The 22888-nt window shown below is 55.5% G+C and carries 23 protein-coding genes, 1 rRNA gene and 1 other RNA gene; 2 read left to right on the top strand and 23 right to left on the bottom strand.

The window, feature by feature from the left end:
* From NQZ67_RS28325 to rpoE, 15 genes are all read right to left on the bottom strand, one after another.
* Nucleotides 1-109: ribosomal RNA gene (locus NQZ67_RS28325) — 16S ribosomal RNA — on the bottom strand; the annotation flags it as partial.
* Nucleotides 110-419: 310 nt separating this feature from the next.
* Complete coding sequence (locus tag NQZ67_RS28320; RefSeq protein WP_257452605.1) at nucleotides 420-683, bottom strand: pro-sigmaK processing inhibitor BofA family protein; 264 nt, start codon at nucleotides 681-683, stop codon at nucleotides 420-422.
* Nucleotides 680-925: a YaaL family protein gene (locus NQZ67_RS28315; RefSeq protein WP_257452603.1), complete on the bottom strand. Its 246-nt coding sequence runs from the start codon at nucleotides 923-925 to the stop codon at nucleotides 680-682. The genes NQZ67_RS28320 and NQZ67_RS28315 overlap by 4 nt, the downstream gene beginning before the upstream one ends.
* Before the next feature lie 180 nt (nucleotides 926-1105).
* Complete coding sequence (recR, locus tag NQZ67_RS28310; protein ID WP_257452601.1) at nucleotides 1106-1705, bottom strand: recombination mediator RecR; 600 nt, start codon at nucleotides 1703-1705, stop codon at nucleotides 1106-1108.
* Nucleotides 1706-1752: 47 nt separating this feature from the next.
* Complete coding sequence (locus NQZ67_RS28305) at nucleotides 1753-2064, bottom strand: YbaB/EbfC family nucleoid-associated protein (RefSeq protein WP_257452599.1); 312 nt, start codon at nucleotides 2062-2064, stop codon at nucleotides 1753-1755.
* Nucleotides 2065-2092: 28 nt separating this feature from the next.
* On the bottom strand, nucleotides 2093-3880 hold the full coding sequence (gene dnaX, locus NQZ67_RS28300) for a DNA polymerase III subunit gamma/tau (protein ID WP_257452596.1): 1788 nt from the start codon (nucleotides 3878-3880) through the stop codon (nucleotides 2093-2095).
* Nucleotides 3881-4038: 158 nt separating this feature from the next.
* An RNA gene (gene ffs / locus NQZ67_RS28295) (signal recognition particle sRNA large type) lies at nucleotides 4039-4306 on the bottom strand.
* Between the two features lie 115 nt (nucleotides 4307-4421).
* Nucleotides 4422-4829, bottom strand: a complete 408-nt coding sequence (locus NQZ67_RS28290) for a hypothetical protein (protein WP_257452594.1) — start codon at nucleotides 4827-4829, stop codon at nucleotides 4422-4424.
* A gap of 80 nt (nucleotides 4830-4909) precedes the next feature.
* Complete coding sequence (gene rpmE / locus NQZ67_RS28285) at nucleotides 4910-5107, bottom strand: 50S ribosomal protein L31 (RefSeq protein WP_087571721.1); 198 nt, start codon at nucleotides 5105-5107, stop codon at nucleotides 4910-4912.
* Between the two features lie 92 nt (nucleotides 5108-5199).
* Complete coding sequence (locus tag NQZ67_RS28280; protein ID WP_257452590.1) at nucleotides 5200-6465, bottom strand: radical SAM family protein; 1266 nt, start codon at nucleotides 6463-6465, stop codon at nucleotides 5200-5202.
* Between the two features lie 22 nt (nucleotides 6466-6487).
* Nucleotides 6488-7831, bottom strand: a complete 1344-nt coding sequence (rho, locus tag NQZ67_RS28275; RefSeq protein ID WP_257452587.1) for a transcription termination factor Rho — start codon at nucleotides 7829-7831, stop codon at nucleotides 6488-6490.
* 98 nt (nucleotides 7832-7929) lie between these two features.
* Nucleotides 7930-9186 (bottom strand): UDP-N-acetylglucosamine 1-carboxyvinyltransferase, encoded by a 1257-nt coding sequence (murA, locus tag NQZ67_RS28270; protein WP_257452585.1) that lies wholly within the window; start codon nucleotides 9184-9186, stop codon nucleotides 7930-7932.
* Between the two features lie 348 nt (nucleotides 9187-9534).
* Entirely contained in the window at nucleotides 9535-9933 is a 399-nt protein-coding gene (locus NQZ67_RS28265; RefSeq protein ID WP_257452582.1) for a response regulator, read from the bottom strand.
* Between the two features lie 135 nt (nucleotides 9934-10068).
* On the bottom strand, nucleotides 10069-11673 hold the full coding sequence (gene pyrG, locus NQZ67_RS28260; RefSeq protein WP_257452580.1) for a CTP synthase: 1605 nt from the start codon (nucleotides 11671-11673) through the stop codon (nucleotides 10069-10071).
* A 260-nt stretch (nucleotides 11674-11933) separates the two neighbouring features.
* Nucleotides 11934-12506, bottom strand: a complete 573-nt coding sequence (gene rpoE / locus NQZ67_RS28255) for a DNA-directed RNA polymerase subunit delta (protein ID WP_257452578.1) — start codon at nucleotides 12504-12506, stop codon at nucleotides 11934-11936.
* Between the two features lie 363 nt (nucleotides 12507-12869).
* On the opposite strand from rpoE, the gene NQZ67_RS28250 reads away from it, so the two are divergent.
* Both NQZ67_RS28250 and NQZ67_RS28245 read left to right on the top strand, forming a co-directional pair.
* Nucleotides 12870-14009, top strand: coding sequence for a S8 family peptidase (locus NQZ67_RS28250; protein ID WP_371825368.1), 1140 nt, complete (start codon nucleotides 12870-12872; stop codon nucleotides 14007-14009).
* 115 nt (nucleotides 14010-14124) lie between these two features.
* Nucleotides 14125-15183, top strand: a complete 1059-nt coding sequence (locus NQZ67_RS28245; RefSeq protein WP_257452574.1) for a flagellar hook assembly protein FlgD — start codon at nucleotides 14125-14127, stop codon at nucleotides 15181-15183.
* A gap of 57 nt (nucleotides 15184-15240) precedes the next feature.
* On the opposite strand, the gene argS is transcribed toward NQZ67_RS28245, so the two are convergent.
* From argS to NQZ67_RS28205, 8 genes are all read right to left on the bottom strand, one after another.
* Nucleotides 15241-16926 (bottom strand): arginine--tRNA ligase, encoded by a 1686-nt coding sequence (gene argS / locus NQZ67_RS28240; RefSeq protein WP_257452571.1) that lies wholly within the window; start codon nucleotides 16924-16926, stop codon nucleotides 15241-15243.
* Nucleotides 16923-17363 (bottom strand): YwiB family protein, encoded by a 441-nt coding sequence (locus tag NQZ67_RS28235; protein ID WP_257452569.1) that lies wholly within the window; start codon nucleotides 17361-17363, stop codon nucleotides 16923-16925. The genes argS and NQZ67_RS28235 overlap by 4 nt, the downstream gene beginning before the upstream one ends.
* A gap of 148 nt (nucleotides 17364-17511) precedes the next feature.
* Nucleotides 17512-18051 carry a DNA-deoxyinosine glycosylase gene (locus NQZ67_RS28230; protein WP_257452566.1) on the bottom strand — a complete coding sequence of 180 codons (540 nt, stop codon included), beginning with the start codon at nucleotides 18049-18051 and terminating at the stop codon, nucleotides 17512-17514.
* Nucleotides 18052-18198: 147 nt separating this feature from the next.
* Complete coding sequence (locus NQZ67_RS28225) at nucleotides 18199-19230, bottom strand: tyrosine-protein phosphatase (protein ID WP_257452563.1); 1032 nt, start codon at nucleotides 19228-19230, stop codon at nucleotides 18199-18201.
* 42 nt (nucleotides 19231-19272) lie between these two features.
* On the bottom strand, nucleotides 19273-20109 hold the full coding sequence (gene phnE / locus NQZ67_RS28220) for a phosphonate ABC transporter, permease protein PhnE (protein ID WP_257452559.1): 837 nt from the start codon (nucleotides 20107-20109) through the stop codon (nucleotides 19273-19275).
* Nucleotides 20110-20901, bottom strand: a complete 792-nt coding sequence (gene phnE / locus NQZ67_RS28215; protein ID WP_257452556.1) for a phosphonate ABC transporter, permease protein PhnE — start codon at nucleotides 20899-20901, stop codon at nucleotides 20110-20112.
* Nucleotides 20902-20904: 3 nt separating this feature from the next.
* Nucleotides 20905-21702, bottom strand: a complete 798-nt coding sequence (phnC, locus tag NQZ67_RS28210; RefSeq protein WP_257452552.1) for a phosphonate ABC transporter ATP-binding protein — start codon at nucleotides 21700-21702, stop codon at nucleotides 20905-20907.
* Nucleotides 21703-21748: 46 nt separating this feature from the next.
* The gene (locus NQZ67_RS28205; protein WP_257452609.1) at nucleotides 21749-22723 is read right to left on the bottom strand and encodes a phosphate/phosphite/phosphonate ABC transporter substrate-binding protein; all 975 of its coding nucleotides are present in this window, start codon (nucleotides 22721-22723) and stop codon (nucleotides 21749-21751) included.
* Nucleotides 22724-22888 lie beyond the last annotated feature (165 nt).

The raw sequence follows: 22888 nt of genomic DNA, 5'->3' as shown, positions 1-22888 counted from the left end.
CTCACCCGTCCGCCGCTAACCTTACCCCGAAGGGTAAGATCCGCTCGACTTGCATGTATTAGGCACGCCGCCAGCGTTCGTCCTGAGCCAGGATCAAACTCTCCATAAAAGTTAGTTTGACTTGCTCTAAAACGTTGTTGCTATTTCGATTCAACCTTGCGGTTGTATCGGGCAGTTTCGCTCGTTGTTCAGTTTTCAAAGAACAATCTCTTTCTTGTTCGTGTCGCCCGTGTCTCAGCGGCGACTTTTATAATATATCACATCCGCCTAGATTAATGCAAGCACTTTTTTTAATTCTTTTTTCGAACCGTTTTTCGTGCTCGTCCATTTCCTTGGCGCGAGATATAATGTAGCACATCAAGACAGCGCGCGTCAACTGACTTTTTATAGTTCTAATTTTCTGAACAATCTTCACACCGTTAAACAACGAATAACTGGACCCCCGCCATCATGACGACACCCGGTACACCAAGCACGACGGCCGTGCTGATCGTAATGGGATTAAGCGGGATGCGCAGCCCTTCGATAAGCCCCGTTTCATTCACGAGATACAAAACCCCGGCCGCCAAGACCAGGTGAAGCAGAAATCCGCGCAGCCAGTTCCAAGATAATCTATTCTTAAGCAGAATAACAATTAACATCAATGAGGACCCGATCAGCATGGCCAGCCAAACCGTTTTCATTTTGCAATTCCCTCCCATTGCGGCCAAGGGCCGGTCATTTTTTTAGCCTTGCAAAGCAGCATGGTATACCTCTTCTCAGCGGTAATGATAGCATGGATCGCATAATCCACCTGTTCATGTCCCCGGGCATATTCGAAATAACGTTTGGCGCTCTCCCATTCCTTTAGCGCTTCGCTTATTTCCTCCTTCAGTTTGCGCTTTCGCTCAAGCTCTTCAAGATCGAATGACTGCCTTTTGTCCACTCTCTGCCCCTCCTTGTCCACCCCGAGTAATACGGCTTCCTTCTATGTGTATAAGCCTGTATGCGAGATTAGAACTTGGGGAGACATGAAAGCCCTGTATGGACCGGAAATTAAAAAAGAACCGCTTAAGCATAGATAATCCATGCCTAGCGGTTCTTCCACCATTAAATAATTGCAAGGTTAATTAAGTTCTCGACGACCTTCCAAAGCTTTGGAGAGCGTTACTTCGTCCGCGTATTCCAGATCGCCGCCTACCGGCAGACCATGAGCGATCCGGGTCACCTTGATGCCGAATGGCTTAACCAAACGCGACAAGTACATCGCCGTTGCCTCGCCCTCTATATTCGGATTCGTAGCGAGAATCAGCTCCTGCACTCGCTCGTCGCTGAGCCTGCGAAGAAGCTCCGCGATGCGGATCTCATCCGGGCCGATTCCTTCCATCGGAGAGATAGCCCCTTGAAGCACATGGTAGTATCCTTCGAATTCTTTGGTGCGTTCCATCGCCACAAGATCCTTAGATTCTTGAACGACGCAAATGACGGAACCGTCGCGAGATTTGTCCTGACAGATCTTGCAGGGGTCCGTATCGGTAATATTACAGCATACGGAACAGTAAAAGAGATTTCGTTTGACGCTGACCAAGGCCTTGGCAAAGTCAATAACGTCGTCTTCTTTCATCCGCAGCACATGGAAAGCCAGCCTGGCGGCGGTTTTGGGACCGATACCAGGCAGGCGAGTAAAAGCGTCAATCAGTTTGGCTATCGGTTCCGGGTAAAACAAAAGGGGAACGCTCCTTTCAAGCTAACAGGAAAACGGGAGGACTCTGCTTAGAACAGACCTGGAATTTTCATGCCGCCCGTAAATTTGCCCATATCTTGGTTCGCAAGCTCGTCAGCTTTGGTCAGCGCGTCGTTCACGGCCGTCATTACGAGGTCTTGCAGCATTTCGACGTCGTCCGGATCTACCGCTTCCGGTTTAATGACGATATTCAGCAGCTTCTTGTGGCCGTTTACGGTAACCGTAACGACTCCGCCGCCAGCCGTGCCTTCCACTGTTTTGGTCTCGAGCTGCTCTTGGGCCTTCAGCATTTGCTCCTGCATCTTCTTCACTTGCTTCATCATTTGATTCATATTGTTCATTTCGATTCACCTCTGGTTAAATTTTGGTTTAAGCTTTCTCTTTGACTACGACTAAGTCTTCACCGAACAGCTTTACCGCTTCATCAACCCACTCGGGTCTCTGTGGAGGACTCGGTGCTGAATCGTCGCCTTCATGCTCCAGCTCCAGCACTTCTCCAGGCTCGTCGCCCGCGCCATCCAAGGCTGTCTGCCACTCCTTCTGCATGACCGTGACTAACCGTATCGGATACCCTAGGACATCCGAGGCGATCCGTTCGATAATGTCGCGGTGATCCGGCTTCTCGGTGGTTTCCCTATGAATCTCGTTCTTGAAGGCAAGCAGCAGGTTACCGCTGTCCACCGAAACGAGATCCCCGTTCTTAAGCCAGGCGTGAAGCGTCACCTTGGCGTCTTTGACCCGGTTCAATACATCGCCCCACTTGGAGCGCGCGATGCCCGATTCCGGACTGCTGACCGACGCGACATACGGATCCAGCTTAACTTTGGACCTAACCTTGCCGCCGCCTGCTCCGCCGCCGAAACCGCCGCGCAGTGCGCTTCTCGAATTCGAAGCGGCGCTTCTGCCATCGCTTGCTCCGGCCTCAGCCCCCGGTTGGGCGGCGACGCCGTTCTTCATTAAGCTTTCAAGCTTCCGCTCCAGCGTTTCGACCTGCATGCGCAGTTTGGTTACCTCTGCGCTATCGGCGCCTCCCGAGGAGGAGACCAGCTGCCCCGCGGCCGCCCCTCCCTCATCGCCGATGGAACAGAGCTTCATTAACGCCACTTCAAACAAGGTTTGCGGCTGGGAGGCATGCTTTAATTCTACTTGGTATTTGTTCAGGATATCAATCATCGCGAACAGCCTGGACGAGGAATAAGCCTCCGCCATAGTCTGGAACCTCTCCCGGTCCACCACGCGCTCTGTCACGGCCCCGCCGTTCGGAGCAAGCTTCAGGACGAGCAGGTCACGGAAGTAGTACATAAGATTCTCCATACACTTGTCCGCTGCTTTGCCTGCCTGCATCAAGCTCTCGACAAGAGGCATCAAAGCAGACACATTGCGGTCGCGCACGGCCTCGGCAAGCTGATAGAAATGATCGGCCGCCATTCCTCCCGTTACGTCAATCGCGGCGTCCAGCGTTATCCGGCTGTCGCCGAAAGCGGCAACCTGCTCCAGAAGGCTGATCGCGTCGCGCATGCCCCCCTCGGATAATCTCGAGATATAAGCAAGCGCATCCTCGTCTGCGCTGATTCCCTCTTCCTGGCATATCTGCATGAGCCGCCCCGTCTGCTCCTCCAAGGAAACCTGACGGAAATCGAATCGTTGGCAACGTGAAATAATGGTAGCAGGCAGCTTGTGCGGTTCGGTTGTCGCAAGGATAAAAATGACATGCCCCGGCGGTTCTTCGAGCGTCTTGAGCAAAGCATTGAAGGCCTCCGTCGTAAGCATGTGCACCTCGTCAATGATGTACACTTTGAAACGGACTTCGGACGGCGCATATCTCACTTTGTCGCGAATATCCCGGATCTCGTCGATACCCCTATTGGAAGCGGCATCAATCTCGACCACGTCCATAATATGGCCTGCGGTTATGCCTTGGCAAGCCGCGCACTCGTTGCATGGCTCGATCGCCGGTCCGCGCTCGCAGTTAACGGCTTTGGCAAGTACTTTGGCGGTCGTCGTCTTCCCCGTGCCTCTCGGCCCGTTAAAGAGATAGGCATGCGAGACGCGATTTTCTCGGATTGCGTTTTGCAAGGTTTGAATGATATGCTGCTGCCCGACCATGTCCTGAAACGTCTGAGGACGCCAGGCACGATATAATGCGATATGTGACACGCGACTCTTCCCTTTCGGCTTGCTCCTAAGCAGCATTTTTCTGATTCATCTATTATACTACACCTCGGCATCAAGCAAAATGTTTTCGTCCGAACAAATAAAAAAAGACCTCCGGGTTAATTGATCTCCGGATGTCTTCTATTATTGTTTATTTAGAACCGTGCACCTGCCCTCGATACATGCGATCCGAGCGGCATTCTTGCTACACAGCTCGAGTCAGGCACTCCCCCGGCACATGAACTAACTTGCTTACGGCTGCTTCCTTCCGGACCTGACCGGGTTCACAAGCGTCCATTGCGGAGGACCCAACTGTCAACACTGCTTGCAAGCGCCAAGCCTCACATCAGCATAACCTAAGACAGGAATTCAACCTCGCTACAGCGGATTGCGAGTTACAGGGCACCGCTACCTCCCCATCTAGCACGGCAAGGACAAGTATATTACATTCCCAAGCAAAGCGCAAGCTATGGTGGAATTTGCATGCCTCGAGGCTGTAAATTCCCCGATGGGTGTGTTTACATGTGCCGATCACGATCCCCTATCAGTCCGTTACCTTCACATGAACGTCATACCTCGGAAAATTCGATTGGAGAACGCTCTGCGCCTCGGCGCGAATTCCTTTGCGCTCCTGCTTCGTTGCATGGCCGTTCACGCGAAGCGTCACATTCAGCTCGTCGCCGTTGAATCCCGCTTCCGCTCTCTCGATGCCCTTCATAGGGCGGATGAGCTGATTGATGAGTTCCATGTCTTTATCATATAAAGTTCCGCTTCGGTTCAATAAATTAGGATTCGTATTCGTGTAACCGAGATAGCCGTCGTTCTGGTAAGATTTCGCGTTATAGCCGGCTTCCTTGCCGCAGCCCGCCGCCAGCAATACCGTTCCGAACAAGCCGATCCACAGCATTCTCCACATGCGCCTTCCTCTTCTGATCCCTTTCGTTTGACTCATAAAAAAACCTCCCTTTAACCATAGGATGGCTGAGGGAGGTTCTTGTATTCTGCCAAATAAAGGCCGAATGGCTGTATGCATTAAATGCCGTATTTCTTCTTGAAACGGTCGACGCGGCCGCCGGCATCCAGGAACTTCTGCTTACCCGTGAAGAATGGGTGACATGCGGAACAGATCTCTACGCGAAGAGTCGGTTTGATCGAACCTGTCTCGAACGTATTGCCGCAAGCGCAAGTTGCTGTAACGACGTGGTATGTCGGATGAATACCTTGTTTCATCTCGTTCACCTCTTTCTGCCCTGGATCACATGCGGACCCAGAGTTAAAATCACACTCAAAGGATTATATCACGACTGGGCACAATAGCGCAATCACCTTGTAAACGTCCTGCGAAGGTCAGCGGGCGGCACATGTGTGTAGGAGCCAATTACGACGTCCGGAAGCTCCTGACGGAAGATCTCAAGCATTTGCTTCATGCCGTAAATTTCCCCTTGCGCCTTCGGTATGAGGGCAAGATAGCTCTCTGGATCGATGTTCAGATTACGCATCTGGATCAGCTTAAGGCCGGTCCGCTTGGCAAAGCCGATCATCGCCTCGATCTCTTCCTCGCGGTCTGTGACGCCAGGGAAAATCAAATAGTTGATCGAGGTATAGACGCCCTTATCGGTTGCGTACTTCAGCGAGCGCTCCACGTTCTGCAAAGTATAGCCCCTAGGCTTATAGTAGGCGTTATAATGCTCGTCGATGGCGCTGATGGTACTCACCCGCATCAGGTCAAGGCCTGCGTCGACGATCGCCCGCATGAAGTCCGTCAGACCCGCGTTCGTGTTGATATTAATATAACCAAGCGAGGTGCGTTCTCTCACCTGCTTCATGGCTTCGACGATAATCTTCACCTGCGTGGACGGCTCGCCTTCGCAGCCTTGCCCGAAGCTGATGATCGACTCGGGCTCCTTCAGATGCTCGAGCATGATCTCCACGACTTCATCGACGGTCGGCTTGAAGTTCATGCGGGTCTGAGGCGCAGGGAATCCGCTGTCCTCCGGCTGCTCCGAGATGCAGCCGAAGCATCCTGCGTTACAGGAATACGACACGGGAACCGCGCCTTCCCAGCGGCCCAGGAACGTATTCGAAGAAGTCAAACATTCGTAGCCAAGGGCGCAGTGGGACAGGTGCTTATACAGACGGTTGTCCGGATACTTAGTCAGCAGCCGGTCCACCTGAACTTTCAGCTCCTTGCGATCGCAATTGAGCGGATCCCAGCGCTCGGGATCGTCGCATTGCTCCGCGGTTACGTAGAACCCGCCGTCCTTCCAGACGACAGCCGTATAGCCGAAGAGCGGAAGCTTCTCCTTCTTGTCCGACTTCACGTAGCCGGGCAGGCAGAGGCGCGTATACCCTTGCGGCAGCAGCGCGCCTACCGCTTGCGCTCCGCCAGGAAGCGCCTGCATTTCCCCTGTGTCGGGATTCAGCCCTATAGGTCTCGTAAAAGGCAGGCTGACGAGCGTCGCCCCTGCAGGCAGCGGAATAAGCTCATCCTCCATAATTTCCACGATCATATCTCCGCTGCGTCCGAGTCCGATATAGTCAGGGTGGTCGAACACGTTGCCGTGCTCGTCCGCATATACGAGATTCATGATGTACTCCTTTCCTCCGGCACTACGAGCTATGCGTCGTTCTGGCGACCGGCCTGCGGTTCGCCGCGGATGTCTGATTGCTCTTCATAGCCGGACGATCCGGCTTGGACGGCGCGTCCGCGGATGTATCCAGGGACATCAGGAACTGCTCGTTATTATCCGTATTCTTCAGCTTCTTAAGGAAGTTGTCTACAAAATCCGGGGTATCCGTCATGCTCTTGCGGATTGCCCATACTTTATCCAGCTCTTCCTTCGTGAGCAGCATCTCCTCGCGGCGGGTACCCGATCTGCGCATATCCAGCGCGGGAAAGATCCGGCGTTCCGCAAGCTTGCGATCGAGATGCAGCTCCATATTGCCCGTTCCTTTGAATTCCTCGTAAATAATATCGTCCATGCGGGAGCCCGTCTCGATCAGCGCGGTCGCGAGAATCGTGAGGCTGCCTCCTTCCTCCACGTTGCGCGCCGATCCGAAGAACCGCTTCGGACGGTGGAACGCCGCCGGGTCGATACCGCCGCTAAGCGTTCGTCCGGATGGAGGGATGACCAAATTGTAGGCTCGCGCGAGACGCGTAATACTGTCAAGAAGAATGACGACATCCTTCTTGTGTTCAACTAGACGAAGAGCTCTCTCCAGGACAAGCTCCGCTACTTTGATATGATTTTCGGGCAGCTCGTCGAACGTCGAAGCGACGACCTCGCCTTTCACCGAACGCTGCATATCCGTTACTTCCTCCGGACGCTCGTCGATAAGCAGCACAAAAAGCTCGATATCCGGATGATTCTCCGATATGCTGTTGGCGATTTCTTTAAGCAGCAGGGTTTTGCCCGCTTTAGGCGGCGCGACGATGAGACCCCTTTGACCGAGGCCAACGGGTGCCAGCAAATCCATCATGCGGGTAGATAGCTTCGACTGCGAGGTTTCAAGCACTAGCTTCTTCTCGGGATATAGAGGAGTAAGGGCAGGAAAGTGGAGTCGTTCTGAAGCTGTTTCGGGATTCTCGCCATTGACGGCATTCACTTGGAGTAGTCCGAAGTACCGTTCGTTCTCCTTCGGCGGCCGGCATTTGCCGGATACGAGGTCGCCGTTCCTTAAGTCAAATCTGCGTATCTGCGAAGCCGAGATATAGATGTCTTCCTTGCTCGGCAAGTAGTTGATGGGACGCAGAAAACCGAATCCCTCTTGCAGGATGTCGAGCACGCCTTCCATGAACATGAGCCCGCTCTTCTCGGCCTGCGCACGCAGGATCGCGAAGATCAGCTCTTTCTTCTTGAGTGTTCCGTAATAAGCGATCTGATATTGCTTGGCGAGCTTGTACAGCTCGGTCAGCTTCATGCCTTCCAGATCCGCTATTTGTAGATCCGACATATTCTCACCACTTTATTCAAAATAGTAATAGGACTGATTAATCAGCCTTTCCAAGGATAGGAAAACCTATACCCGACGCGGCAAGGCGGAGAGGAGTCCTATGACTCCTTCTCCCGCCATACTTCCGCGCCCAGGCTGGTTAAGTTCTCCACTAAATGATCATACCCGCGATCGATGTATTCGACTCCGGTAATTTCCGTGACGCCGTCTTCCACCGTTAATGCCGCGATGACCAGCGATGCGCCTGCTCTTAAATCGGCGGCTTTCACCTTGGCCGCATTCAGCTTGCCGCCTTCGATAATGGCGGAGCGGCCCTCCACCCGGATATTGGCGCCCATGCGCGCAAGCTCGGGGACATGCTTAAACCTCGTGCCGTATACGTAATCCGTCAGAATACTGACGCCTCTGGCTTGCGTGAGCAGCGTCGTCATCGGAGACTGCAAGTCTGTAGCAAAGCCTGGATAGACCAGCGCCTTGACGTCGACGGCGTTATAATCCGGCGCGCCGATGATCCGAATCGCTTCGTCCATCTCTTCGACGATGACGCCCATCTCTTCAAGCTTGGCGGTCAACGCCTCCAGGTGTTTCGGAATGACGTTATCAATAAGCACATCGCCGCGCGTCGCCGCAGCCATAATCATATAAGTGCCGGCTTGAATTCGATCGGGAATAATGGAATGACGACAGCCATGAAGACGGGGAACCCCTTCGATACGGATCGTCTCGGTTCCGGCGCCTTTGATCGTGGCGCCCATGGCGTTAAGAAGGGTAGCTACATCTATGATTTCAGGCTCTTTTGCCGCGTTTTCGATAATGGTTGAGCCTTTGGCCCGAGAGGCCGCGAGCATAATATTAATCGTTGCTCCAACACTTGCGACATCCAAATAAATTTTCGCCCCGCGCAATTCCTTGGCGGAGATATGAATGGAACCGTGCTCGTTCGTAACGGTGGCGCCTAGAGCTTCAAAGCCTTTGATATGCTGGTCGATCGGCCGCGGCTCGAAGTTGCAGCCTCCTGGCATCCCGATTATCGCTTCGCCGAAGCGTCCTAGCATCGCGCCCATCAAATAATAAGAGGCCCGCAGCAGTTTAACTTTGCCGTTCGGCATCGGCTTCGAGGTCAGCTTCGAAGGATCAATCCGCATCGTATCGCCGTCCCGTTTCACCGTGGCCCCAAGTTCTTGCAAAATTTCGCTGTACACCGCCACATCGCTGATGAGCGGCAAATTGTCGAGCACAACCTCGGATTCCGCCAGAATGGCTGCCGGAACGAGCGCAACCGCGCTGTTCTTGGCCCCGCTGATCTGGACGGTTCCGCGAAGCGGTCTCCCGCCTCGTATCATTAATTTCTCCATGAAATGTTAATCCTCCCGTTAGCCCAGAAGAGAACAAAAGGAAAAACCACCGAAGCGAACTAGCTTCCGCGTACGCATGATGCCCGCTAGCCCGCCAGGCGGTTTCTCCTCTTTGCTCCATTGCTTATGCTTGGTTGTTGCTTCCGAACAAGCGGATCCTATCATATATCGCGCATTATTTAATCATTACGGTCTTTATCCTAGAATGCAGACGTCAAGCCTTGTTCTGAGCTATTATATCATAATGCTCCGCCTAATAGTAAAGCTAGTTTTGCCCTGCCGCAACAGCGGACAAAAAAATAAGCATCGCGGCTCCGTAGAACCGCGATGCTCGAGTTCCGATCCCTATTACGAGCCGACCGCGAAGCGGCCCGGACTATTGCCTCCCTGCAGCTGCTTGTTCACTTCCATCCGCATCTCGTCGATGTCGAACGGCTTGGTGAAGTGCATCAGGGCGCCGTGATCCGTCGCTTCCTTGATCATGTCCAGCTCTCCGTACGCTGTCATCATGATGACTTTGATCGAAGAATCGATCGCTTTAATGTGCTTCAATATTTCAAGTCCGTCCATGCCCGGAATCTTCATATCGAGCAGAACCAAATCCGGCGATTCGCGTTTGACGATTTCCAGGGCGATCTTTCCGTTGGCGGCCTGAAACGTGTTGTAGCCTTCGCTGCTAAAAACCTCAAGAAGCAATACGCGGATTCCATTCTGATCGTCTACGATTAAAACCTTCTTCTTCTCCAACCTTCATCAACTCCCCGAATCAAAACATCATTTTTCTTATATATTCGTTAGACTCGGGGGATTTCCTCCTAATTCCAAACAAAAAAACTTACTGGAATGAGAGGATAGGTAACATAAAGGCGAAGAACAGGCGTTTTAACGTTCCGAGTAAGCCAGCGCCGCATGCACAAAGCCTTGGAACAGCGGCTGCGGGCGGTTCGGTCTGGACGTGAATTCCGGATGGAATTGCACCGCCAGGAACCATGGATGGTTCGCCAGCTCGACCATCTCAACAAGACGGCCGTCAGGGGAAGTGCCGGAAATCCGCAGTCCCGCGGACTCGATAGCTTCTCTATATTCATTGTTGAATTCGTACCGATGACGATGGCGCTCGTAAACCAGCTCATCCCCGTACTCGCGCGCCGCGACCGTCTCAGGCACGATCTTGCACGGATACAGGCCAAGACGCATCGTGCCGCCCAAATCCTCGATGTCCTTCTGGTCCGGCAGCAAGTCGATGACCGGATACGGCGTCGAAGAGTTGATCTCCGAGCTGTTAGCTCCGGCCAGACCAACGACGTTGCGAGCGAACTCGATGACGGCAACCTGCATGCCGAGGCAAATGCCGAAGAACGGCACGTTGTTCTCGCGAGCGTAACGGATCGCGCAAATCTTGCCTTCGATGCCGCGGTCGCCGAAGCCGCCCGGCACCAGAATGCCGTGAACGCCTTGCAGCTCGCCCGCCACGTTCGCGTCCGTCAGCAGCTCCGCGTCCACCCAGCGGAGCTTGATCTCGGAGTCAAGCGCGATGCCCGCGTGGCCAAGCGACTCAACGATGCTGAGATAGGCGTCATGCAGCGCCACGTATTTGCCGACAATCGCGATTTCCGTCGTCTTGTGCAGCGATTTGACTCGCTGAACCAAGCTTTCCCACTCGGCCATATCCGGCTGATCCGTCGTCAGCTTCAGATGGTTCACGACGATCTCGTCCAGGCCTTGCTCTCTCAACATAAGAGGAACTTCGTACAGGGTGGAGGCGTCGCGGCACTCCACGACCGCGTTCGCGTCGATATCGCAGAACAAGCCGATCTTGCGCTTCATGTCCTCGGCAAGCGGATATTCCGTACGGCATACGATCACGTTAGGCTGGATGCCGATGCTGCGAAGCTCTTTGACGCTGTGCTGGGTCGGCTTCGTCTTCACTTCGCCCGCTGCTTTGATGTATGGAATAAGCGTGACATGAATGTACATGACGTTGTCGCGGCCGATGTCGCTCTTGATCTGGCGAATCGCTTCAAGGAACGGCAAGCTCTCGATATCGCCGACCGTGCCCCCGATCTCCGTAATGACGACGTCGGAACCGTGCTCGCGTCCCGCGCGGAAGACGCGGTCCTTGATTTCGTTCGTGATATGAGGGATAACCTGCACCGTACCGCCCAAATAATCGCCGCGGCGTTCCTTGGTGATGACGTTCGAGTAGATTTTGCCCGTGGTGACGTTGCTGTTCTTGGACAGGTTAATGTCGATGAAGCGCTCATAGTGCCCAAGGTCCAGATCCGTCTCCGCCCCGTCGTCCGTTACGAACACTTCTCCATGCTGATAAGGGCTCATCGTTCCCGGGTCTACGTTAATGTAGGGATCGAATTTCTGGATGGTTACTTTCAGGCCTCTATTCTTCAGCAATCTGCCAAGAGAAGCTGCCGTGATCCCCTTGCCCAAGGATGAAACTACGCCGCCGGTTACAAAGATATATTTGGTCACTGTGATGATACCCTCCATGCTCCTATGTGTATTTAAGATTGCCTAAGTCTCCTAAAATTACCCTCTTCAAACAAAAAAAGTGACACCCGTAGCAACGGGGGCACTTTTCTCATCTGCATATGATATGCGTTATTTGTTATCCGAATCTTAAGCCCATGCAATAGTTTACTCCGGGCTCATAGGACATGTCAAGCGAAAGTAGCGCTCAAGCGAAAACAGCCCCCGCCGTCATCCGGCAGGGGCGTTTCGCGGCGATTCCACTATTTCTCGTCGTCTTCTTCGTCGTCGTCGAACGAGTCTTCCTCGTCCTCGTCTTCCGAGTCCAGCTCGTCTTCGTCAACCTCTTCGTCGATGTCCTCGTCCTCGATTTCCACGTCATCGTCGACTTCGGCGTCTTCTTCGGCTTCTTCGAAATCTTCGGCGTCTTCGTCGTAAGCGTCGAAGTCCTCGTCGTCCGCCGCGTAGCTGTCGTCTTCCTCGTCCGCAAATAGATCTTCGTCATCCAAATCGTCGTCATCGTTAATAATGCGGGTTCTCTTCGCGTTGCCGACCGGATCCTCGGACTTCTCGACCGGATACCAGCGCTTCAATCCCCACATATTGCTGCCGACGCAAGCGAAGCGTCCGTCGATATTGATCTCCGTGTACACCTGCGCGATGAATTGCTTGATGCCATCCTCCGACAGTCCGCGTATCTTAGCGATCTCCATCATGAGATCACGGTAATAGTAGGGCGTATTGGCCGCCTTCAGAACCTCGAACGCCAAGTCGACCATAGGCATTTCCTTCATGCGCTCGGGATCCAGCTTCAGTACGTAATTGCTGCCGCTCATATGGACACATCCTCTCTTGCTTAGAAATTATGTACGCAATCCTTAATCGTTGATATGCAAGCTAGTCACAGTATAGTAAAACCTATTTCATTCAAAAAATCAAGCACGCGAAGCTTGAAGCCGAAAACGGCAAAAAGCGGAGGGGAGGCCCCTCCGCTTTGACTGTATCCATCCGACCTGGCCGCGGGCGGCTTCAATCGGAAATGCAAGAGCATGGTTAGCTCTTCATTTATCCTATGTGCGTGTGCGGATTTTGACACCGTTCGCAGCCTATTTGCTGAAAAAAAGGCAGGTTGCTCATGCGGCTCCCTTCGCTGCTTCATACAATGATGAAGCATCGTCCTTCGGGAGGGGAAGCCAAAAGTGGATACCGCCGCATTAATACGTTGGTTACAGCAAGCGATGACAAGAAACGATGTTTCTAAGGACAAGAGAATCATCCGGTTCCAGAACGGCAGCGAATACCGCCGCTTCCTTCACAAGCTGAAGCAGAACGCTTCGAGCTCTACCGTCCTGAAAGCCGTACGGCCCTTGCCGATCATTCAGGGCATCACCTGCATGCTAGGAGCGGACGAAAGACTGCCGGAAGGGTTATCCGGACGCACATGGATGGAGAAGGACTGCCGGATCAGCGTCAGCCCATCCTCGCAGAAAGCGCCCGCCATCGAGAACGGCATCCCTTGGGGCGTGCAGCAAATCAAGGCGCCGCTCGTATGGGGCGTGACGACCGGCCACCGGGTAAAGGTAGGCGTCATCGATACCGGGGTCGACTTCAACCATCCCGACCTGCGCCATTCGCTGCTTCGAGGCATTAACCTGTTAAACCGGAGCAAAATGCCTTACGACGACAACGGCCACGGCACGCACATTGCCGGGACGATCGCCGCCGCGAACCAGATGCAAGGCATGATCGGCGTGGCGCCGAGAGCGATCATCGCTCCGGTCAAGGCATTCGACCACAACGGCAGCGCCTTCGTCTCCGATATCATACTCGGGATCGAATGGTGCGTGCGCAACGGCATCGACGTCATCAACATGAGCTTCGGCATGAAGACGAGAAGCAAGGCGCTCCTCGGCGCCGTCACGAACGCTTATAATTCCGGCGTCATTATCGTCGCCTCGTCCGGCAATGACGGCAAGCTGCGATCCGTCGATTACCCCGCCCGCTATCCGCAAACGATATCCGTCGGCGCAACCAACAGGCTGCGGCGCGTTGCCCCGTTCAGCAACCGCGGCCCCTATATCGACATTTACGCCCCCGGGGACAAAATCATGTCCGCCTGGCTGCGCGGCAATTATAACGAAATGAGCGGAACCTCTATGGCCACTTCGCACGTGAGCGGCGCTATCGCGCTTCTGCTCTCCCTCAGACCAGGGCTTACGCCCGGCGACATCAAAGCCATCATGAAACGATCCATGCAGCCTCTGCGAAGCAGCAAGACCCGCCGAAGCGTCGGCGAGCTGGATGTGCTGCGCATGCTTCAAGCCGCCGAGCGAATGTAGCTCCGCGGCTTGCTTGGCTTCCTTATTTTTTTGGTTCGAGCCGCAACAAAGAACCCCCTCTCTGCGTTTACTTCATATGTAAATTTATACGATTTCTACATATCGGAGGGGTAGCATGAAAAAGTTTGTATTGGGATTTCTTTGCGCATCCGCGTTCTTTGTAGCCGGCGCCGCAGCGTTCGCGTCCAATGAGATCAAAGCGTTGATCAGCTCGATCAACGTCAGCTTTCATGTACATGGCGAAACGAATGATTTAAGCTCGGATAACACCATCGCTTTGAATTACAAAGGGCAGCTGTACGTCCCGCTTCGCGCATTCACCGAGAAGGTAGGCGGAGACGTCCACTACAAAGAAGAAGAAAACGGCGGCAAGATGGTCGATATTTATCTGGCAGACGACCGGGATCTAGAGCTTCAAGACAAAGACGGGTATGTTCGCATGGGGCACCTGGATGTCAAATTCGCAGAGGAAGGCGATCCTTCGTCTATCTCGGGAACGATCAAATTTACGAGAAGCATCCCGCAGAACAAAGATATCGTGCTTGCGATTCTCGATCGGGACGGCAAAGAAGCAGGAGTAACCGAACCGCTGCGGCTGTTGAATCAGAAGGTATCGCAATCGGTAGGAGGAGACATCGCTTCCTTTGAGGCCGCCTTCCCCTACATGAAGCCGGTCGATGGCTATAAGCTCGAAGCGCGGGTCGTCGACAAAACCGACTGGACGTTCTTCCAGTCTTACGGCAATCTGCATGGCGCCGGCGGCGTCCAGGGCTACCCTCTTGTCGCGACGCTGGGAGGCGATGTCTCGAATCCAAAAAACGTGCCGTTCGAGCTTAACGTGAATCTGATTAACCTGGATGAAGAAAACACCATCTCTATTGTTAAGCCCGTTTCCTTCGATATCGAGATCATTCAGCTGAAGGATGATAAGACGATTCCGATCCGGACGATTCGAACCAAACCGTTCGCCGGGGAACTCGTTCGCCAATTGGGAGGCGTCGTCACCGCTGTTCAATGGGACCAAAAGAACGACAAGGGCGTTGTCGTTCCGCCGGGCGAGTACTGGGCCCGCTTGAAGCTGCCGGTTACCGCTCAAGGCGAGCATTCCAGCTACGTGTTCGAAAATTCCATGAGAGCGAAGATTCCGGTGTTTATCGACACGCCACTCCCATAAAAAAATGCGGGCCTCCCCTCGTGGGGACGGCCCGCATTGTTCTATTCGGCGGAATGCCTACATACGCTCCGGCGCCGATACGCCGACCAGTCGCAGCACGTTCGCGATGGCGACGCGAACCGCTCCGAGCAGCGCAAGCCTTGCGGCCGTCTGCTCCGCGTCTTCGGTGATGACGCGTTCCGCACGGTAATAGCTGTGAAGCTCCGCGGACAGCTCGTAGACGTAGCGGATCAGCCGGTGCGGCGCGTATTGCGCTGCGGCCTCGGCCACCTCCTGCGGCAGCTCGCCGACCTTGCGGATGAGATCGAATTCCGCTTCGGTGTTCAGCTTGCCGAAGTTTACCGATGCGATGTCGGGAATTGCGATACCCTGCTCTTCCGCTTGTCTGTAGATGCTGCAAATACGCGCATGAGCGTATTGCACGTAAAAGACCGGGTTCTCGTTCGACGTCGAGATCGCAAGGTCCATGTCGAAATCGAGATGCGAATCCATGCTTCTCATGGAGAAGAAATAACGGATCGCGTCGACGCCGACCTCGTCCATCAAGTCCTCCATCGTCACCGCTTTGCCCGTCCGCTTGGACATCTTCATCTTCTCGCCGTTCTGGAACAGGCTGACCATCTGGGCGATCAGCACCGTCAGCTTCTCGGGATCGTTGCCGAGCGCGGCCATTGCCGCTTTCACGCGCGGAATGTAGCCGTGGTGGTCGGCGCCCCAGATGTTGATCATCCGGTCGAAGCCTCTCGCGAACTTATCGCGGTGATAGGCGATGTCCGGCGTCAGGTACGTGTACGACCCGTCGTTCTTCACGAGGACGCGGTTCTTGTCGTCGCCGAACGGCACCGTCGAGAGCCACGTGGCACCCTCTTCCTCGTAGACATGGCCGGAAGCCTTGAGCGCTTCGAGCCCTTGCTCGACTTGGCCGCTCTCGTAGAGGGACGTCTCGCTGTACCAGACGTCGAAGCCGACGCGGAACCGGTTCAGGTCGCGCTTGATCTTCTCCAGCTCCTTCTCCAGGCCGAAGCTGCGGAAGTACGCAAACCGCTCTTCGTCCGAGAGGCTAAGCAGCTTGTCGCCCTGCTCTTCCGCAAGCCCTTTGGCGAAGCCGATAATGTCCTCGCCGTAATAGCCGTCCTCCGGCATCCCGGCTTCTTGGCCGAGCGCCTGGCGATAACGAGCCTCCAGGGACAACGCCAGATTCTCTACCTGCTTGCCGGCGTCGTTAATATAATACTCGCGCGTCACTTCGTATCCCGCGAAATCGAGCACATTGCAGAGCGAATCGCCTACAGCGGCTCCCCTGGCATGGCCCAGATGCAGGCTGCCTGTCGGATTCGCGCTAACGAACTCGACCTGCACGCGCTTGCCTTCTCCTGCGGTCACGCGTCCGTAGTCCTCTCCCGCATCCAGCGCCTGGCGCACGATCGGATACAGATAGCTCTTATCCATCCGGAAATTAATGAAGCCCGGTCCCGCGATCTCCGCGGACTGAATCGAAGCGCCCTTCTTGTCAAGATTCGCGATAATCGCCTCCGCGATTTGGCGGGGATTCTTCTTCGCCAGCTTCGTCAGCTGCATCGCCGCGTTTGTCGCCAGATCGCCATGTGACTTGTCCTTCGGCACCTCCAGCACGAAAACCGGCAGCTCCTCCCTCGCCGCCAGACCGGCCGCAACGGCTGCGTCCGCGATCGCCGACTTCACTTGCTCATACAAATTGTCCAGTACATTCCCATTCGAACTCATGCTTCATGATCCTCCTGTAAATGGAGGCGGATGTGGAACCGCCCCGATAATTGCTCGCTTACGTACAGCTCATACCGCCAATCCAGCGTGAACGGCGGCATCGACGGAAGCGCCGCTCCCGCATCGCCGCGCGCCTTGGCCTGCAGCGACAGCGACTTCGTTCTCGTCTCCAGCTCGAACGTCGTGAGAGCCGACCGATAGGTGCCGATCCTCGTCTGTCCCGGGACAAAGAGCTGCTCCGACTGAACGCCGCCGCTCCGCTTAAGGAAGAGCTCGCCGGGCGAATAGCGCACTATGGCTCGCGTGCTCTCGCTCTCCGCGTACCGGATGTATAGCGAACGCTCCTTGCGGAACCACTCGCCTTTGTGTTTATGGGTGCTCTTCTCTCCGTCCGCTTTGCTTTCTATCATAATAATGGCCTTGCCGCTGTCGTTCATTGCTTCGCTCCCGCATGTCTTTCATTCGTATGTTACTACTATATACAGGAAACCCCGCAATTTCAACGGCGGAATGCGGGGCCGCGGCGACGAGCGCATAGGAGCAGGAGTGATAGAGACGGACTCTGCGCCCTAGCCGGAGCCGCCGTCAATCCCCAGTCGCATAAGGAACGATCTTGCGCCACGCTTCGATCCGATCCTCCAGGTTTCGCATATGCTTCGTCGGGATCGGGCTCGTGGACGGCAGCTTGAGCAGCGCGATTCCCTCGAACACCGGATGCTTGCCGAACGCCCGGCGGAACGTGTCGTACGCTTTGCTTCCATTAAAGGCGATACAGCGAATGCCGGGGAACTTGGTCAGCAAGCCGGGAAAATCATTCGGTACTTCCCCCTTGATGTTCACGTCCAAGCTTCCTTCCCGCTCGCATGATTCGATGACGTCCCACAGCGCCAGCCGATTCTCCCTAATGAACCGGATGCGGTTCTCGTAGATGGGATCCGGAGGAGGATAATCCTCTTGCCCTTCCTCGCGCTCTTGGAACAACCCATAGATGACCCGCCAAAAAAAGTTTTGCGGATGTCCGTAGAACTGCCCGTGCTCGAGCGATTTCACGCTCGGCGCCGTCCCCGCGATCAACACCCGGGAACGCTCATCCGCCACAGGCGGAAATGAATAGATGCGCGACATAACCTCGCCCCTTTCTACCCTCCATTATATCCCTTACCGCGAAGCGCATGCGAAAGGGAGAGGTAACCGCGGACGAAAAGGCGCACGCGGGCAAAAAAGAAGAGTCATGCATCAAGCATGCCTCTTCCTCTAGGCTTCATAAGGTCACTATTCCAGATAATAACCGCGCAACAGCTCCAACTCTTCCGCGCTAAGGCCCAGCCCCTGCCGCCAATACCCTTCGAAGCTGCCGTAGCGAGCGTCGATCTCCTCGAAGGAAGCGGCCAAATATGCGGGCTTAGCCGCCATAAGCGCTTCGATCACTTCGGAAGGCAGCTTGGCGAGCATCGCGGAATGCTGTTCGGCCTGCGCGCTGCCGATCATCGCCGACCTGAACCGCTCCGAGAAGTCGTTCGTCATCGCGTAATCCTCCAGGATCGTGTCCCGGTCCACGCCAAGCGCCTGCAGGACGACGGATGCAATAAAGCCCGTGCGATCCTTGCCCGCCGCGCAGTGGAATAGGGTCGGCGCGCCCTCGCGCTGCAGCAGCCTTCGGAAGTACTCCGCCGTCAGCGCCGTATTGCCGACCATGCCCCGGTTCATGTGCGCCAGTATGTCGACCGTCAAGCTCTGCGCGGACATCATCTCCTCCGGATTGGCCGAAGCGAGGAAGCTCAACTGCTCGTTCACCGCCGAGCCGATCGGCGGACTCGGGCTGACCGCAAGCTCCGCGTCGGAGCGGAGATCGCAGATCCATGCCAGCTGGAGCGAAGCCAGGTAAGCAAGATCTTCCTCGGTCAAGCGCGACAAGTCCGCGGACCTGAACAGCTTGCCCCACTTGACGGAACGCCCGTCGCCAGCCCGGTAACCGCCCATGTCGCGGAAATTCAACGCCCCCTTCAGAGGCACGACACGCTCCGCTACCCTGACGCTTCTCCCGTCCTCGAATTTGACGAAGAAGTAACCGCGGACATACGGCTTCGGATCCGCGAACGTCAATTCGCGCGCTTGCGTGACGACCGCGATTAAATGCGCATCTTCTTCTATTAAATACGGAGAATCGCTGCGATAAATCGTCGCTTTGCCCACCGTAACGGGCGGGTGCCAGGACAGCCGAAGCTGTTCTCCGCCCAATCTCTCCAGCTTCACGGTCTGAATGCCCAGCTCCTCAGTTCCCCAGGCTTGTTCTTGTACGTTCATATTCGTCTCTCCTTCAAATATAGTGGCGGCATTCCTATTCAGTCACGCCCGTTTCCGCATGCGCAGCTTCAGCCGGTTGGATACGATCTCCACGCTGAATACCATAATGAATATGACAAAGCCGACAAACAATGCCTGATCGAACCTGTAGCTGCGCATCGCGTGGGACAGCTCGAAGCCGATGCCACCCGCTCCGACGGCGCCCAGAATGGTCGATTCGGCCAGATCGCCTTCGAACCGCATGACGCACCAAGCGAGCAGCGCGGACAGCGCGCAAGGCAGGACGCCTTGAAGAATGATCTGCAGCCAGCTTGCGCCCGTCGAACGAAGCGCCTCGATGACTCCTTCATCTACTTCTTCAAGCGACTGGGCGAATACCTTCACGAGGCTCCCCGCCGCGCCAACCGTAATGGCCAGCACGCCGGGAAGCGGACCCATGCCGACGGCCACGATGAAGATGAGCGCCCAGATGAGCGTCGGGATCGCTCGCAGCAGGGAAGCCGCGCTGCGAACCAGCCAGCCCACCGTCTTATGAGGCGTCGTGTTGTCGGCCGCCAGAAAAGCGAGGAAGAAGGAGATGATGATCGAAAGCACCGTACCCAGAATCGCCACCTGAATCGATTCGACCGCCGCGGCCAGCACATGCTTCCATTGCGACGCGTCGGGCGGGAACATGAGGGAGACCGTCTTCGCGAACTTCTCCGCTCCCGACAGCAGACGGGCGTAATCCAGATTCAGCTGGATGAGACTGAAGACGAAGAAGACGACGGCGAACAAAGCGTACCAGCGAAGACCGTGATTGCGGTTTGCTTTCGGCGTTTCGGAGAGCTTAGCCTCCAACGTTATGAGCGATGCTGCATTTTCCAACCTGTTCGCCATCTAGATGATCCTCCTCCTGATCCGGTTCGTCAGCATCTCCGTCGCCAGCACGATGACCAGCACCAGAATAACCGCCATGCTTACATCCTTGTATTGAAACAGCTTGATGCCGGACTGAATCGCAAACCCGAGCCCGCCGCCGCCTACCATGCCGACGATCGTGGACGCTCTTACGTTAATCTCCAGATTATAAAGCGACCAGCCGATAAAGCTAGGCAGAAATTGCGGGAGCACCGCCTGCCCGATGACCTGCCAATAGCTGGCCCCCGCCGCGCGGAGCGCCTCGACCTGTCCCATGTCGATCTCCTCGAGCGACTCCGCAAAGCAGCGAACCAGCATGCCGATGGAGACGATTAACAAGGACAAGGTACCGACCAAATTGCCGAGACCGAATGACGCCACCAGCAGTATCGTCCAGATGATGACCGGGATGTTCCGGAACATCGCGGAGAACGCGCGCAGCGCCACCTGCAGGACGGGATGCGGCGATGTGGTCGCCGCGGCGAAGATCGACAGCGCCCCCGCGATGATCGAGCCGATGAACATGGCTACGAAGCTCATATAGATCGTATCGAGCGCCGGCCCGATCAGATCGGGCAGACCCGATATATCCGGCGGCATCAGATCGACGAACAGGAACCGCGCCCCGTCACCGAAGCCTCCCCACAAGGCCGGCAGGCTGAAGCTCGTGCCGAACGCCGACCAGACCGATAAGCCGACGATCAAAACCAAAACAAGAATGAGCTGATCCCGTTTCGTGCGCTTCATTCTCTCAAGCTGTTCCGCGCTCATGAGTTACGCCGTCTCCTTCCGCGCCATATCCGTCTCGGCGAGCTCCTGTGCTTCGGCCGGCTTCTGGTTGTAGATCAACCGAATCATCTCGTCCGTCAACTCATCCGGCGTGCCGTCGAACACCTTCTGGCCTTTATGAATGCCGATGATGCGGGACGCGTACTTCTTGGCCATATCCACCTGATGCAGATTGCACAGGCAGGCGATGCCGTCCTCGGAGCAGAAGCGGTGCAGGCTGCTCATCACCGTCTCGGAGGCGGCCGGATCGAGACTCGCGATCGGCTCGTCGGCCAATATGAGCTTCGGCTTCTGCGCCAGCGCCCTGGCAATGCCTACACGCTGCTGCTGACCGCCGCTAAGCTCGTCGGCCCGCTTATGCATCTGCTCGCGAAGCCCGACGCGTTCCAGCAGTCGTCTGGCTTCCGCCACATCGTCCTTCAGGAATAATCCAAGGGCTCCCCGCCAGCTGCTCATGTAGCCCAGTCTGCCGTGGAGGACGTTGGTCAGCACGGACACGCGCTCGAACAGATTGAAGCCCTGGAAGATCATGCTCATTTCCCGGCGGATATTCCGGAGCTTGCGCCTGCCCGAACCGATCGTCTGCGCGCCCTGGAAGACAATGCTCCCTCCCGTCGGCTCCACCATCTGGTTCAGACATCTCAGCAGCGTGCTCTTCCCCGCTCCGCTCGGCCCGATCACCGCGATGAATTCGCCGGCCTTCACCTCGAAATCAATGCCGGAGAGCCCTACCGTTCCGTCCGCATACACCTTCTTCAAGCCTTCTACCTGCAGCAATGCCATGTTTCCTCGTCCTCCCGCTTCTTTTATGGTTCGTGAATGCCTCTGATTATTGGCTCAGCATCTCTTCCGGAGACATCTCCAGCATGTCCGCTATCTCGCGCACGCCGTCGAAGTCGGAATCCTCCGCAGGGAAGAAGCCTTTGGCGCCCATGCCTTCGAAGTAAGCCGGATTTTTCTCCGCGTAGCTAAGCGCGAACTCGCGCATTTTGTCCACGAGATCTTGCGGCAGGTCGCCGCGGTAAGCAAGCGCTCCGCCGCCCGGTATCGGATCCGATTCCGCGATGATGCGCACGTCCTCCGCCTTGATCAGACCCGCGCCGGCGATCATCTCGATGCATTGGCTGCATGTCGCCGCGCCGTCCGCGTCGCCGTTCGCGATAGCCAGCAGCGATTTGTCATGGCCGCCGGAGAAGGAGACGTTGCTGAAGTATTCCGGAATCTCGTCATTTTTCAAATCAAGAAGCTTCATTAGTGTAGCGCGCGGATACAGGTGGCCCGTCGTCGAAGCCGGATCCGCGAAGAGGAAGTTCTTTCCTTTTAAGTCCTCTACCGTCTGAGCCGGAGAATCCTTCGGCACGATAATGACGCTGGTGCCTTCCGAGCCCGGGCCGTTGTTCATCGCGGCCAGCAGCTTCGCGTTGCTTCTCTCCACCGCGATAATATAGCCGAACGGTCCGTATGTAGTCAGATCTATTTTTTTCGAGCGCATCGCTTCTATCATCATGTTGTAGTCTTCGCCTTCGAACGTCTCCACTTCGATGCCGAGGTATTCGCCAAGATCCTTCGCGAATTGGTCCGCGGTGCGGCTCATTTCGCCATCCTCCATCGGCAGGCTGCCGATTCGAAGCACCTCCGGCCATTCCGACGATACCGAGGCTTCCGCCGCCTGATCGTTACCGGAGCTTCCCCCGCTCGCCGTATTGCCCCCGTTGCCGGTATTCGCGTTATTGCCGCATCCCGCAAGCATCGCCATGACAGCCGTTAGTAGCAAAGCCATTTTCCACTTGTTTTTCCTCCACATTTTAAGCACGGTACAGCCTCCTAATGGGTTTGAGTTTACCTGGTACGCAACTAGAATACAAGTTGAATGTAAATAGAGTGTTTGCGCGATTTTGAGAGTTTGTGAAGGGGAATTATGACTTGCGCGGCGGAAAGTCCGACTGTTAAGATGAAGTTAAACCGATGG

The organism is Paenibacillus soyae, from assembly GCF_024623455.1.
In the GTDB taxonomy this organism is placed as follows: Bacteria; Bacillota; Bacilli; order Paenibacillales; family Paenibacillaceae; genus Pristimantibacillus; species Pristimantibacillus soyae.
Note: the sequence above shows the minus strand (reverse complement) of the source record. Positions and strands in the feature narration are given on the sequence as shown.